General features: G+C 61.3%; 10 protein-coding genes and 1 tRNA gene. 6 read left to right on the forward strand and 5 right to left on the reverse strand.

Going from position 1 to position 13,426, the window contains the following annotated elements:
- Positions 1-43: 43 nt before the first annotated feature.
- Together ACTIGC_RS08555 and ACTIGC_RS08560 are read right to left on the reverse strand one after the other, a co-directional pair.
- Positions 44-337: an aa3-type cytochrome c oxidase subunit IV gene (locus ACTIGC_RS08555; protein ID WP_439633999.1), complete on the reverse strand. Its 294-nt coding sequence runs from the start codon at positions 335-337 to the stop codon at positions 44-46.
- A gap of 86 nt (positions 338-423) precedes the next feature.
- Positions 424-1,350, reverse strand: a complete 927-nt coding sequence (locus tag ACTIGC_RS08560; protein ID WP_439634000.1) for an alpha/beta fold hydrolase — start codon at positions 1,348-1,350, stop codon at positions 424-426.
- Positions 1,351-1,666: 316 nt separating this feature from the next.
- On the opposite strand from ACTIGC_RS08560, the gene ACTIGC_RS08565 reads away from it, so the two are divergent.
- The 4 genes from ACTIGC_RS08565 to ACTIGC_RS08580 all read left to right on the forward strand — a co-directional run bounded on the left by ACTIGC_RS08565 (position 1,667) and on the right by ACTIGC_RS08580 (position 7,562).
- A complete protein-coding gene (locus tag ACTIGC_RS08565; protein WP_439634001.1) occupies positions 1,667-3,151 on the forward strand; it encodes a sigma-54-dependent transcriptional regulator in 1,485 nt (494 codons plus the stop codon).
- Positions 3,152-3,370: 219 nt separating this feature from the next.
- On the forward strand, positions 3,371-5,611 hold the full coding sequence (locus ACTIGC_RS08570; RefSeq protein ID WP_439634002.1) for a S9 family peptidase: 2,241 nt from the start codon (positions 3,371-3,373) through the stop codon (positions 5,609-5,611).
- Positions 5,612-5,809: 198 nt separating this feature from the next.
- Positions 5,810-7,048 carry a hypothetical protein gene (locus ACTIGC_RS08575; protein ID WP_439634003.1) on the forward strand — a complete coding sequence of 413 codons (1,239 nt, stop codon included), beginning with the start codon at positions 5,810-5,812 and terminating at the stop codon, positions 7,046-7,048.
- A 25-nt stretch (positions 7,049-7,073) separates the two neighbouring features.
- Positions 7,074-7,562, forward strand: coding sequence for a hypothetical protein (locus ACTIGC_RS08580; RefSeq protein WP_439634004.1), 489 nt, complete (start codon positions 7,074-7,076; stop codon positions 7,560-7,562).
- Positions 7,563-7,678: 116 nt separating this feature from the next.
- Here the strand turns inward: ACTIGC_RS08580 and ACTIGC_RS08585 are convergent, their stop codons facing one another.
- Positions 7,679-8,179, reverse strand: coding sequence for a GAF domain-containing protein (locus tag ACTIGC_RS08585; RefSeq protein WP_439634005.1), 501 nt, complete (start codon positions 8,177-8,179; stop codon positions 7,679-7,681).
- Between the two features lie 141 nt (positions 8,180-8,320).
- Here ACTIGC_RS08585 and ACTIGC_RS08590 point away from each other — a divergent pair, with 141 nt between their 5' ends.
- Positions 8,321-9,733 carry an alkaline phosphatase gene (locus tag ACTIGC_RS08590; protein WP_439634006.1) on the forward strand — a complete coding sequence of 471 codons (1,413 nt, stop codon included), beginning with the start codon at positions 8,321-8,323 and terminating at the stop codon, positions 9,731-9,733.
- A 57-nt stretch (positions 9,734-9,790) separates the two neighbouring features.
- Positions 9,791-9,864 (forward strand) — tRNA-Gly (locus tag ACTIGC_RS08595).
- 278 nt (positions 9,865-10,142) lie between these two features.
- Here the strand turns inward: ACTIGC_RS08595 and mcrC are convergent.
- Positions 10,143-11,219, reverse strand: a complete 1,077-nt coding sequence (gene mcrC, locus ACTIGC_RS08600) for a 5-methylcytosine-specific restriction endonuclease system specificity protein McrC (protein ID WP_439634007.1) — start codon at positions 11,217-11,219, stop codon at positions 10,143-10,145.
- A complete protein-coding gene (locus ACTIGC_RS08605) occupies positions 11,219-13,171 on the reverse strand; it encodes an AAA family ATPase (RefSeq protein ID WP_439634008.1) in 1,953 nt (650 codons plus the stop codon). The genes mcrC and ACTIGC_RS08605 overlap by 1 nt, the downstream gene beginning before the upstream one ends.
- Positions 13,172-13,426: the final 255 nt, after the last annotated feature.

A 13,426-nucleotide genomic window follows, 5' to 3' on the forward strand; every position in this document is an offset into this window, starting at 1 on the left:
AATCTCGCAGATGCGCAAAGGTGAATTTGGCTTATCGCGCGCGCTAGCCTGTGAATACTGCGATCGCGAGGCCGATAATGGCCGTCAGCACGGTCAGAACCGCAGTCGTCATCCAGTACCACGGCCCCTGCTTCATGATGACGCCGCCAATGACGCCCACGGCCAGACCAAAGCCGAGCGCCGTGAACCAGCCCGAGCCGGTGGCAAAGGCGAAGGTCAAAAACACGACCGTGTAGGCCAGTATCAGCGAGGAAGAGACGCCTGCCTTCATCACGCCGACATACATGCCGTGCTGCTCGGAGATATCCATTTCGCCGCGGTTATAGTCAGATGCCATGTCGGAGCTCCGTCTGGTCGATTAAGGCTGTTGATGCGGCAATTAGCATGGGTTTGGCCGGGGGCCAATACCGGCCCGGCGCGTATTCATGCCTGTTTCGCCCAGCCTTCACACAAGGCCTGCAACACGCTGGCAACCGCGAGCGGCTGATCGAGGATGAGGTGGTGCTTGGCGTCCGGCACACTGATGAAAGGCGATTGGGTGAACGCGCCGCGCATATAGTTCCAGGTCTCTGCCTGCATCAGGCGCGATTGCGCGCCGCGCACAAAGGCCAGCGGGCATTTCAGGTTTGCCGCCGCCGTCTCCGGGTCACGCCGTTCCCAGGTCAGCTTGGCCCAGAGGTCAGGGTCGAACTTCCATGTCACCCCGCCTTTCGTCTCTTTCAGTGAGCCGCGCGCGATATGGTCGAGCAGCCATAGATGCTCGCAAGGCTGGTCGGGCAGCAGGCGGAAGCGCGCCAGCGCTGTTGCGGTATCGTCATAGACACGCCCGCCCCGGCGCGGCGGCGGATCACCGCGTTGCTCGGTCTGCGGGCGTATCGGACTGTCGAGAATGATCCCGGCCCGCAGACGCTCGCCAATGGAGATAGCTGCACTCAGTGTGACAAAACCGCCAAAGGAATGACCGGCAAGCACGGGCTTGCCGGCTTCAAAGGCGCCGCCATGCTCGGCGGCAGCCAGTACATCGGTCGCGTGGTCATTCATGGAATAGACATCGCGCCAGCCGCTATCCCCCATGCCGGCCAGATCCGTCGCGACAACGCGGTAGCCTTCGTTGGCAAGGAAAGGTCCGATTGCGTCCCACCAGCCCTTGTGAGCTGTTCCGCCGTGGACGAGGATCAGTCCCGGCGCGCCGCGCTCCCCCCATGCCTTCCAGCTCAGCCTTGTGCCCAGCCGTTCGGCGTCCCCGGTTTCGCATGGCGCTTCCTGCGCCCGCACAAACCATTTCGGGCCGGTGAGCTTTTCCCCCTTGAGTGCAGCAAGCGGGGAAGGGGGGCGTTCGCGGTCAGTCATCAGAAAATGCGTCCGTTCACATGACGGGCCGTGGGCAGTGTCCCGGGCCAGGAAAGGCAGGCATTGGGTAGGCCCGCGCGCGCGACGCGTCAATCAACGCGCTTCACCCCGGCGTCAACATATTGCTAACCCTCTATTTACCCTAACCAATTCTCACCGGCCTCTACACGCGACCTTAACCGGAGGTGTCCCATAACGGTGCGCATCAGGGGCGGGGTCCACCAGAAGAGTCCGGCCGTTCACGCAGAAAACTGCGGGACGGCCATGACGGGCCGGGACACGCCTCACCAAGGTGGGACAAAAAGGTGTGGGTGACATGGCCAAGACTATTCTGATCGTTGATGACGATCCGACGCAACGCCGGCTGATGCAGGCGGTTCTCGAAAAGCAGGGGCATCACCCCGAAGTGGCCGAAAGCGGGGAGGCGGGTCTTGATCGTATCCGCCGCGGCGGCATCGATGTGGTGCTGCTCGACATGGTCATGCCGGGCATGGACGGTCAGGAAACGCTTGAAGCCATCAAGGCACGCGAGCCGGACCTGCCGGTCATCGTTCTCACCGCCCATGGCGGCATCGAGACGGTGGTGAAGGCCATGCGCGCAGGCGCGGTGGATTTCTTCGTGAAGCCTGCCAGCCCGGAGCGCATCGCGGTCTCTATCCGCAATGCCTTCAAGGTGAAGGATCTGACGGGTGAGGTGACGCGTCTGAAACGCACCCAGTCGGGCCAGCTCGGCTTTAAAGACATGATCGCATCGGCGCCTGCCATGCGTCAGGTGGTGCGGCTGGGCGAGCGCGCGGCCAAGTCCAATATTCCGATCCTCATCACCGGCGAAAGCGGCGTCGGCAAGGAGCTGGTTGCCCGCTCCATCATGGCCGCGTCTGACCGTGCGGGCCGTCCCTTTGTGGCCGTGAACTGCGGCGCGATTCCGGAAAACCTGGTGGAATCGACGCTCTTTGGTCACGAGAAGGGTGCCTTTACCGGCGCGGTGGCCAAGCATATGGGCAAATTCCAGGAAGCCGATGGCGGTACGCTCTTCCTTGATGAAATCGGCGAGCTGCCGCTGGACATGCAGGTGAAACTGCTGCGTGCCCTGCAGGAAGGCGAGGTCGACCCGGTTGGCGGCAAGAAGCCGGTTAAGGTCGATGTGCGCATCGTTTCGGCGACGAACCGGGATCTGGCCGAGCAGGTCAAATGCGGCGCATTCCGCGAAGACCTGTTCTACCGCCTCAACGTGTTCCCGATCGAGGTGCCGAGCCTGTCTGAACGGGCCGATGACATCCCGGCGCTGGTGCGCCACTTCATCGCCCGCTTCAACGCGCAAGAGGGCAAGTCCGTACTCGACGCGACGTCGGAGACCATGGACCTGCTCGCCCACCAACACTGGAAGGGTAATGTGCGCCAGCTGGAAAACGCCGTCTTCCGCGCGGTCGTGCTGTGTGATGGTGATTACCTGACGCCAGAGGATTTCCCGCAGATTTCCGGCCTCAACCCGACCTTGCGTTCAGCCGAGGCCGAACGTCCGGCTCCCGTTGCCGAAACCGCAGCGCCGGCAGAGCCGATGGACGCGGCGTCCGGAGAAACCAACGGTCACGTGTCTGCCTTCCCGGTGGATATTACGGACGCTGGCGGGCATTTGCGGCCGCTGGAATCCATCGAGCGCGATCTGATTGCCTTTGCCATCGAGACCTATTCAGGCCGCATGGCGGAAGTGGCGCGCAGGCTCGGCCTTGGCCGGTCCACGCTCTACCGCAAGGTTCGCGAATACGATCTCGAAGTGGATAACTTCCGCGAGGCGGGGTGAGGGTTTTTCTCTTTCCCTCGTCATTCCAGAAAGCCCGTCAGGGCTTATCTGGAACCCAGTTCATGCCTGAAAATCTGGGTTCCGGGTCTGCGCGCTGACGCGCTCCGCCCGGAATGACGAAAGAATGAGGTTGGTATGGGAGCAAGAAGTCCTGCCTCTGGCCATTAGTCGATCAGCCTTGTAGCGTCCGGTCAGCTTCAACTGACCGGACGTTTTTTCATGCGCGCTACCCTTGCCGCCCTCCTGCCGCTCGCCCTTATTGCCTGCGAGAGCGGTGAGACTCCGCCCGCTGCCGATACGCAGCGTGCCGGCGAACGCCTGACAATAGAGCGCCTTTACGGATCGCCGGATCTGACCGGCCCGACCGCGCGCGTCGTACGCTTTTCCCCTGATGGCAGCCGGATCAGCTTCCTGCGCGCCCGGGAGGACGACCGCACGGTTCAGGATCTCTGGGCGATGGATGTGGAGACGGGGCGCTCTTACGTGCTCGTCGATGCGCGCCAGCTAGCGCCTGAAGAGCGTGAGCTGACCGAGGCCGAAATCCAGTATCGCGAGCGCGCGCGCATTACGGCCACCGGCGTGGTCAGCTATGACTGGGATCAGGCTGGCGATGCCGTGCTGGTGCCGCTGGATGGAGATGTCTTCTACGTCAATGTGGAAACCGGCGAGGCGCGCCGCCTGACCGAAACTGAAGAGTTCGAGACCGACGCCAAAGTCAGCCCGCGCGGCGGCTATGTATCCTTCATCCGCGAGCAGAATCTCTGGGTCCATGACCTTGCCACGGGCGAGGAACGCGCCCTGACGACCGAAGGCGGCGGCGCGATCAGCTGGGGCATGGCCGAGTTCGTCGCTCAGGAAGAGATGAGCCGCTATACCGGATACTGGTGGTCGCCCGATGACAGCCGCATTGCGGTGGCGCGGGTGGACGAAAACCCGGTCATGGTGGTGGAGCGCTTCGGCATCTCAGCCGAAGGCGTCTCTGTCTCCGAGCAGCGTTATCCGCGTGCCGGAACGTCCAACGCCATTGTCACCTTGCATGTGATCGACCTGGCGACCGGCGAGGTGGTCGACATGGATTTGGGTAGCGAAACCGATATCTACCTCAACCGCGTCAACTGGAGCCGGTCTGGTGGCACGCTCTGGGTGCAGCGCCAGAACCGCGCCCAGACGCAGTGGGACTTGCTGGCCCTCGACCCCACGACCGGGACGGAATACGCGACGCGGCGGATCACGGAGACCGCAGATACGTGGATCAATCTCGATCATGATCTCCACCCGCTGAGCGGGGGCGGTCTGATCTATCTGTCCGAACAGTCCGGCTTCCGTCATATCCGGCGGGTTCACGCTGACGGCTCTGCGATGGACATCACCTCGGGCAACTGGGTTGTCGACGGCATTGCCGGTATCGACGAGGATAGCGGCACGATCTGGTTTACCGGCTGGATGGAAACCCCGCTGGAACGCCATCTCTATTCGGTCAGTTTCGACGGCGCCGTGCCCGAGCGTGTCACGCAAGGCAATGGCCGCTGGAGCGCATCGGTGGGTTCGGGCGGATCAGGCTTTATTGGTACGTATTCCGATGTCGAGACGCCGCCCCATACCGCGCTCTATGCTATGGATGGGACGCGCATTGCCTGGGTGGAAGAAAATCCGCTGAACGACGCGCACCCTTACGCGCCTTATCTCGCCCGCCACGTCTCGCCGGAATACGGCACGCTGACGGCTGCAGATGGCGAGACCGATCTGCACTGGCAGATATACCGTCCGGACCATTGCACCGCATCCACGCCCTGCCCTGCCATCGTGCAGGTCTATGGCGGACCCGGTGTGCAGACCGTACACAGGAGCTGGCAGTCCTTGCGTGACCAGATGCTGGTCCAGTCCGGCTATGTCCTCTTCAAGGTTGATAACCGGGGCAGCACTAACCGCGGTCATGCCTTCGAGGCCGCACTGCATTTGCGCATGGGCATTCTGGAGGTCGAGGATCAGCTGGCCGGGCTTGACTGGCTGCAGGCGCGCGATTTCGTTGACGCGGACCGGGTCGGCCTGTGGGGCTGGTCCTATGGCGGCTACATGACCCTGATGACCACGCTGCAGGCGCCGGGCCGGTTTGCCGCCGGGATTGCCGGCGCGCCGGTTACCGACTGGGCGCTTTACGACACGCATTACACCGAGCGCTTCATGTCCACCCCGCAGGAGAATGCGGAAGGCTATGAGGCCGGGTCGGTATTTGCCCATCTCGATGGCTATGAGACGCCGCTTCTCATCATTCACGGCATGGCCGATGACAATGTGACCTTCGACCACTCCACGCGTCTCTTTGCCGAGCTGCAGGAGCGCGGGGAGCTGTTCGAGATGATGACCTATCCCGGCCAGCGCCACGGCATCCGCCCGCCGCCCTTGCAGATACATCTTCTGAAGACACAGATGGCCTTCTTCGAGCGGCATTTGCGCGAGTAGGGCAGGCTGGCCGGTGTTCTGCCGCCGTGGCATTTTGCGCACATCCCGCACTTCCAATCACGGTTAACCGGCGGTTTTGTCCTTAACATTGCCGGATTTTTCGCGGTAACCTTCCGTTAACGGGCGGCCAGCAGGCCGGCAGAGGGACCGGAAAAAGACTGGCGGGCACAATCGCGCCGGTGAGGGGAAAATGGGCCGATGACGTCTGAAGTGATGATCATGAACCGCCAGGCCGTGGCGCTGGCCGCTGACAGCGCGGTCACTTATGGCGGCGGGCCGGAGCCGGTTGTCACGTTGGAGGCGGAGAAAATCCTGCCGCTCAATGGCTCGGTCGCGCTGATGGTCTATTCGCGCGGCGATGTGCTGGGGCGCTCATGGTCGCAGATCGCCCACGCCTTCCGCCAGCAGCATGGCAGCACTGAATTTGAAAGCGTCGCCGATTGCGCGAAAGCCTTCTTCGCTTTCGTGGATGGCAATCGCAAACTGTTTCCCGAACGCGAGGAGCGCGAGGAGTTCGAGGGGCTGATGCGCGCCGCCTTCCTCACCCTGATGAACCATGCCCGTGCCATGGCGAGCTATCCCGGTGCCGGGTATGAGGACGACGCAGCGGCGTTCGAGGCCGCGCTGGAGCTTTACCGCAGCCATCTCGCCCATGACGAAAGCGGGCGTCCGCGCGCCGATCTGGAGGTGTTTGGCCATCTCACGCGCGAGCGCTTTTACGAGCTTTACGGCTCAATGCTGGACCAGCTGATTGCCGATGCGCTGGGCGCGTTCGGGCAGGAAGAGGCGATGCGCGCGCGCCTGTTCGACTTTGCCTACATGATCGTCACCAAGCCGGCCTTTCTCGAACCCTATGCGGGTCTGGTGTTCGCCGGGCTGGGGACAGCGGACATTTTCCCGGTCTACGTCCACCACTATGCCTCCATCCTGGTCGACGGGGTGATGAAGCGCGCCCATGACGAGACGACGGCGGTGGGTGTCGATGACGGTCCGAACGCCTTTGTGCGCACGTTTGCGCAAGCCGACATGACCCATGCCTTCCTGCGCGGCATCCACCCGCTCATGTTCGACATGATGATCTCGATGAATCTCATCACCAATGAGGCCGCTGCCGATTTGGCTCTGCGTGAGGCCGGGCTGGACGCGAAAGCGGCCGGGGAGGTGATGGAGCGGATCGGGCAGGGCGCCCTGCCTGCCCTGACGGGCCATTTCATCAAGGCGGCCCATCAGGTCAGCCAGGAAGAGTTCATCAACCCGTTCATCCAGGTCGTGTCGGCCTCGGGCAAGCGCCAGATCGCCGAGACCTCCAAGGCGCTGGTGGAGCTCAACATCCTCAAAAGCAGCCTGCACCAGACCCAGACCGGGGTCGGCGGAGATGTGGATGTGGTGATGATCTCGCAAACGGGCGGCGTGGAATGGTATGCTCGCAAGGCCTGATGGCTGGCGGGCAAGGAGCAATGACATGAACGATACCCCGTCCCGGCTTGATCTGGACCGCGCCCGCGCCGCCCTGGCCAAGGTGCGCGATGAGAGCGCCATTGCCGTGCGCGCGCCGCGCCCGGCCGATCTGTCGCGTCTGCGTGAGGAGGCTGACCGCCGCCACCGCATTGAAACGCGCGCCGGTGCCTTCCGCATGGAATTGCGCAGCCAGCTGGGCCTTGCCGACACGCAAGGGCCCTACTCGCCCTTGCCGTTGAATACATCGGGCGTGGTGGGCCATGCCTTGTGCGACGCTGACATCTGCATGCCCGGCGCGCCGCTGGCCAATGCGCCGGCGCGTCCGAAGGCTCAGCCCGCCCCGTCCATTGCCGGCGAACGGCCCGATGCGGGCTTTGCGGGCGAGGCGCAGGCTGTGTCGCCCGTTGAGCCTGAGACGGAGGCTGACTGGGCAGACGGCATCCCCGAACCAGAGGCACCGCGCAAGCGCAAGAAATTCTTGGGACTGTTTTAGGGCGGGTCTCACTGAACTCCCGGAAGCCCGAAGAGCTGTCCGGGACCAGTTTCAGGATAATTCTGGTAGAGGCCCCGGGTCTCGCGGAGTGCTCGCCCGGGGTTTCATGGCTTGAATTACGCCGTCAGCAGTATCTTGCAGATCGCTTCAAGCCCGTCTCTGTCTTCCGGGCCGAAAGCGTCGAGGCTTTCTGAATCCACGTCCAGCACCGCGGCCAGAGAGCCATCGGCGCGAAACACCGGCACGACAATCTCCGAGTTCGACCGGCTGTCGCACGCGATATGGCCGGGAAAGGCATGCACGTCAGGGACAAGCTGGGTTTCGCCGCTGGCCGCTGCCGCGCCGCACACCCCCTTGCCGAACGGGATGCGCAAACACCCCAGCGTGCCCTGATAGGGGCCGACCACCAGCTCTTCCGGCTTCTGCGGGTCAACCACATAGAAGCCCGTCCAGAAGAAGCGCGGCGCGAAATTCTGCGCGAGTACGCAGGCCGCCGTGGCAAAGCGCGCCGTCTCGCTGGTCTCGCCAGCCACAATCGCCGCGATTTCCTCGGCCACGCGGGCATAGGCCTGTTCGAGTGTTTCGCCTGCGGGCGCTTTTGAGAGGGCTTCGGCCATGAGTGCTCCTTCGGGCATCGGTGGCAGTTGAGCTATCACACTTAGGCGCACGCTGGCTGCGCCGCCAGTGCCGTTTCATGCTCCTGTCATACCGGGCTGCTACCTCTGATAATCCCTCAGCCGCTGCTTGAAAGAAGAATGATGACCCGTTTTCTCCGCTTTACCGCGATCAGCTTTGTTGCCCTTGGCCTGGCCTCAACAGCCAACGCACAGGAAGCGCGCAATGTGATCCTGATGATCAGCGACGGGGCGGGCATGACGACCTGGCAGGCGGCCAGCCATTACCGGCATGGCGAGCTGGGCGGGGAGGTCTATGACGGGTTCGATGTACACGTCTTCATGACGACCTACTCGCAAGGGCGCGAGGATGGTGAGCCGGGCAGCTATGACGGCGTGCCCGCTTGGGATGACACCTCCACCGATGATGTGTTTGAGGCGCGCGATACGACCTATCCGCAGGGCTTTGAGGGGTATCGTTATCTGCGTACCAATGCCACCGACAGCGCGGCAGCCGGCACGGCGCTGGCCAGCGGTGTGAAGGTGCATAACGGCGCGCTCAATATCGCTCCGGACGGCACCCGGCTCGCCCATATCGGCCAGACGCTGGCCGCCAATGGCGGCGTGTTCGGCTCCATTTCGGACGTGTACTGGAGCCATGCCACCCCGGCGGCGTTCCTCGCGCACAACATTTCGCGCCAGAACTATGAAGAGATTGCCCGCCAGATCGTGACCGACAGGGCCGCCACCGTAGTGATGGGCGCAGGCCATCCCTATTTCGACGATAACGGGCTTCCGCGCAGCGGCGAGGATGTGGATTACAGCTATGTCGGCGGGGCCGATACCTGGCAGGCGCTCAGCGCCGGAGAGGCGGGCTGGACCTTGATCGATACGCTGGAGGGCTTTGCGGCGCTGGCGTCCGGTGAACAGGAAGCCCCCGCTGGCGATCGTATAATCGGCACGGTTCCGGTGGCGGCAACCATCCGCTTCGGACGTGACGGCGAGGGCATGGATGATCCGCTCATCCCGACCGTGCCGGAACTTGCCACAATGAGCACCGGCGCGCTCAACGTGCTCAACGCGCAAGACGCCCCCTTCTTCCTGATGATCGAAGGCGGCGCGGTGGACTGGGCGGCCCATTCCAACAATCTGCCGCGCATCATTGAGGAGCAGGTGGCTTTCAATCTGGCCGTGGAGGCCGTGGTGGACTGGGTCGAGACGCACTCCTCCTGGGAGGAGACGCTGATCGTTGTCACCACTGATCACGGCAATGGCCTTCTGCTCGGCCCGGACTCGCTGGATGAGGCCTTCCAGAATGTCATCGGACAGGGTGCAGGTATGCTGCCGCTGGCGCGCTGGCACACCGATAATCACACTAACGAGCTGGTGCCGCTCTGGGCGCATGGCGCCGGCGCTGACCGGATCAGGGCCAAGGCCACGCAGCGCGATGACGGGCTGGAGGCTTGGGGCATCGCGCCGGAGAACCGCATCTATCTGGATAACACCGCGCTGAACCGGGCCATGCACGATGCGATGGGACTGGAGTTTGCGAACTAGCCAACGCCCTTGCGCGCGATGGGCCTTCGCCGTACATCGGTCCGGCGCGAGCCTGTCGCGGGTGTAGCTCAATGGTAGAGCAGAAGCTTCCCAAGCTTAAGACGAGGGTTCGATTCCCTTCACCCGCTCCAGTTTATCTATTTAATCTATTGATTTATAAGCTGGGTGCGCGCTTCCGACTGGACCGCATTCACAAACATACTACAGTTTTTGCGGTTGATTGTAGGCTCATTGAAGGCGCTGCCGCTGCCAGTTCCCCGGCCGTGTTTTCGTACTACCGTCACTGATGATCACTGATGCCAATGACGGTCAGCACCATCTTCCCAAGCGACGTCGAAGGCTGGCCTCATAAGCTAGTTTCAGAAGGTTGGCTGGTTTCATTGCCGTTGGATTTCTAGTGCAAGCCACATCATCCCGCCAATTCGGGCTCATACACGAGGCTTCTCAGGCTTGCCTCAAATTCCCCGGGGCCAGCCGTCAGATCAATTGTCTTGAACCGAAACCTGTGGCCCTGAATGGTCATCTCCTCACCGACGCTGCCTCCTGTCTGAGGGTGCAGCAGCATCCCTTCCGCTGTCAGGGTCGCGGGTTCTTCCGGCTGCTCTTGACTGCGCAGATAGGCGTAAAGCTGATAGATGTAGCGGCTCTTGAGAATTTCATTGCGATAGGCGGAACTCGTGAATATCGCCGTGAATTTGGTGTCGATCACCATGCGGCGCCCGGTTGCCTCCTGGTTCAACTCAATATCGATCTGCATGCCAGGAAGGATTGCGGCGATCCCAGGCGAAGGCGCTTCAACAGGCCATGATAAGCGCTTGCCTTGGCTTACCGTCCAACCGTGAGGGTGCAACTCAAGGCGCAGGGCGTTGCCTACGGCCCGTTCAAATAGGCGGCGGACCAGATGATCATTGCTATCAGGCAGCTTGCCCCAGACATCCCCCGCGCCTTGTGTGGGGATAATCGTATCAAAAACCATGCGCGCCAGAGCGACCATGAAACGGTCCGCACTTTCATTGCGACCGATCTGGTCGCTGGCCAGTTCAGCCCACGACGGACGAGAACCGATCACGCCCATTCGTGTGAAATCACGCGCCAATTGCCTGCAGCGATTTGCAATCAGATCGTCTTGAACGCGGCTCGCCAACTGTTGAAGGGCTGCCTTTACAAGCCGGTTGCGTGGGGTATCCATCGTATGTTCTTCGAAGCGGCAAGCGATGCGCCCCCGATCCATTAGCTGGCGGGTCGTGGTCTCCAGCATATCGATGCGGCCACGAACCCGTGAAAGCGGGGCCGCTCTGGAACGGTATCCTCGTGAGAGGTTTCGTCGGAGGCGCTGATCAACGACACCTGTCAACAGCCTTGCCACCAAATCCGGAATATCCCGGGCCGTTTCAACCTGATGATCAAACCTGCCCCTCAATTGCACCAGATCAGCCGCGTAGAGAAAAAGCAGCCAGATGTTGCGTAGGGGGATGGCGTTGGCCATCAAAGGCCTTCACGCAGCGCTTGGGTCGCACCCCGAGCGCGATCAGGGGCATCGAACCAGTACTCTTCCAGCAACGGGCCTATCTCGGTATCGACCACTTCAGCAAACCATGCTGAATGGTCATGGATGTCCTCGTCTGTGGGCGTGACATATGAGTGCCCCACCCGAAACTGCGGCCCTAACGCCCGATCCTGGGCGATTGTTTCGTTCAGCGTGAATATGCGATCCCGGATCAGGGTGATCATATCGTCTGGGAAATTCTTGGCGCGGCACCAGTTTTCCCATGCGGTATTCAATAGCGGCTCCAAGGTTACAAAAGCAAACCTGCGACGCAAAGCCAGATCGACCAAGGCAAGCGAGCGGTCGGCGACATTCATGGTGCCAATGAGATACAGATTATCAGGCACATGAATCTTCTCACCCGGCATCTTCCGATAGGCCAGCTCGATCGCATCTGCCCGGCTGCGCTTGGTGTTTTCCAGCAAGGTCAACATCTCGCCGAACACCTGTGCCGGATTTCCACGATTGATCTCCTCGATGATCAGGACATGAGGCAAATCAGGCTGGGCACGGGCAGCGTCGACCACTTGCAAGAAAATACCGTCCGTCAGTGTCAGGCCGCTACTGGAAGGGCGATACCCCCGCACAAAATCCTCGTATGACAGTGAAGGGTGAAACTGAACGGAGCGCAGCTGGTCAGGCTGGGGCGCCCTGCTACCGATGTGCGCCTTGGCCAATCGCTTTGCTAACCACGTCTTTCCAGTGCCTGGCGGTCCCTGAAGGATGAGGTTCTTCTTCGATGACAGGCGATCAACGAGGCCCTGCAAGGCATCACGTCCCAGAAAACCGCCTTCGGCAATGATGTCGTCCACCGTGTAAGGATGGATCTCCATCATCGGCGAAGCGTCATCTTCGGAGGCATGTTCCGCTTCTGCTTCGCTCAGCGGATCGACCTCTGGCGCGAAGCGCTCTGCCCAGTAGGTGTGACGGAGGAAATAGTCGTAATCCTGACCGGCACCATGAAAGGTGAACGCAACAAGTCGTCGCGCCAAGTCCTCGTCTTCAACGCGAGCACGAGCAAGGGTGTTTCGGTAGGTGTAGAAATACCAGTCCTTGGGTGGATCCAGCTCTTGCCAATCGACGTCGACCGTCATGCCGTCACCGCGGTTTTCTGTTATCGTGCCGATGGCCTTGATCCGCATGACGCTTACGGTACGGCCATGATTTTCGAATGGAACGTGATGTTTTTGGGTAAAAGAGGCTTTGATGGCGATACGATCACCAGACTTCATCTGCCTGACAAGCGCGGAGAATTTATCTTCATCGCCATTTTGCCAGATGCCTTCTTCCAAAAACCTGTTGGTCTGGTCGCCATCGGACCACATTGAGCCAACAAACCAGTAATGCACCTTTTCAGCACCAGGGTCATCGCTGGGAGCATCCTGGTCATCTTCATCGCCTGCAAACTTGACCCGCGCCGTCCGGAAGATGTCGGCTGCCCACTCAGGGGAAAGATCAGCCGTGCGGCCCAGTTCCGTTATCTGCCAGACGCCTCGGCCCGGCGAGGTCAACATTCCGGCGTTGGTCAGATAGAGGCGCGCAAAGTGTACCCTGTTCTCGAACTTCGAGCGGCCATTCTGATTGGTGAGCGCTAGAAACTCCTCCGGTATTTCATGCCGCTTAATCAGCTCACCAATGACTTCACGAGGGCGGGCCGGGCCACCGAGATCCCTCATGATCTCGATTACGGGTGCGAAATAGCTGACGAATTGTGGCACGCCCTCGATCTTCAGCTTGTGTAAGCCCACGACCCTGCCTCCCCTTGCAACTGAAGCGAGAATGTCAGGATCGCTTACAAAGGCCAAGGCGTTGGGTTGGGATATGAACATGTCTCCGGTGCCCACAACCGAAAAGCGCACGCGCCCCATTTTGGTCGTGAGCACCTGAATCATCGAGCGGCCGACGCTCCGATCTGTCGAAAAGCAGAAAATATCCACAAGTATTGATCTTAATATATGCAGAGCTGCATCTATTATTTGGCAGCTGCATTGTTTGCAGAGCTCGTCGCGACCATAATAGTTGTGGAGTTGACGGTCCGACCCAATTTGGTTGCGCCCCGAGTATCCGCGCGTCCGCGCCTCACTGCGGGCAAAAGTGCCCGGCGGCCCTTGGCGTTTCGGAGAGCGGAGCGCCGGGCGGGTGCCATG

This window comes from Glycocaulis sp. (assembly GCF_051859565.1).
Taxonomy (GTDB): domain Bacteria; phylum Pseudomonadota; class Alphaproteobacteria; order Caulobacterales; family Maricaulaceae; genus Glycocaulis.

What these genes read in the sequence shown, in the direction of transcription:
- ACTIGC_RS08555 (WP_439633999.1), bottom strand. Translation starts at nt 337, where the DNA reads ATGGCATCTGACTATAACCGCGGCGAAATGGATATCTCCGAGCAGCAC.
- ACTIGC_RS08560 (WP_439634000.1), bottom strand. Translation starts at nt 1,350, where the DNA reads ATGACTGACCGCGAACGCCCCCCTTCCCCGCTTGCTGCACTCAAGGGG.
- ACTIGC_RS08565 (WP_439634001.1), top strand. Translation starts at nt 1,667, where the DNA reads ATGGCCAAGACTATTCTGATCGTTGATGACGATCCGACGCAACGCCGG.
- ACTIGC_RS08570 (WP_439634002.1), top strand. Translation starts at nt 3,371, where the DNA reads ATGCGCGCTACCCTTGCCGCCCTCCTGCCGCTCGCCCTTATTGCCTGC.
- ACTIGC_RS08575 (WP_439634003.1), top strand. Translation starts at nt 5,810, where the DNA reads ATGACGTCTGAAGTGATGATCATGAACCGCCAGGCCGTGGCGCTGGCC.
- ACTIGC_RS08580 (WP_439634004.1), top strand. Translation starts at nt 7,074, where the DNA reads ATGAACGATACCCCGTCCCGGCTTGATCTGGACCGCGCCCGCGCCGCC.
- ACTIGC_RS08585 (WP_439634005.1), bottom strand. Translation starts at nt 8,179, where the DNA reads ATGGCCGAAGCCCTCTCAAAAGCGCCCGCAGGCGAAACACTCGAACAG.
- ACTIGC_RS08590 (WP_439634006.1), top strand. Translation starts at nt 8,321, where the DNA reads ATGACCCGTTTTCTCCGCTTTACCGCGATCAGCTTTGTTGCCCTTGGC.
- mcrC (WP_439634007.1), bottom strand. Translation starts at nt 11,219, where the DNA reads ATGGCCAACGCCATCCCCCTACGCAACATCTGGCTGCTTTTTCTCTAC.
- ACTIGC_RS08605 (WP_439634008.1), bottom strand. Translation starts at nt 13,171, where the DNA reads ATGATTCAGGTGCTCACGACCAAAATGGGGCGCGTGCGCTTTTCGGTT.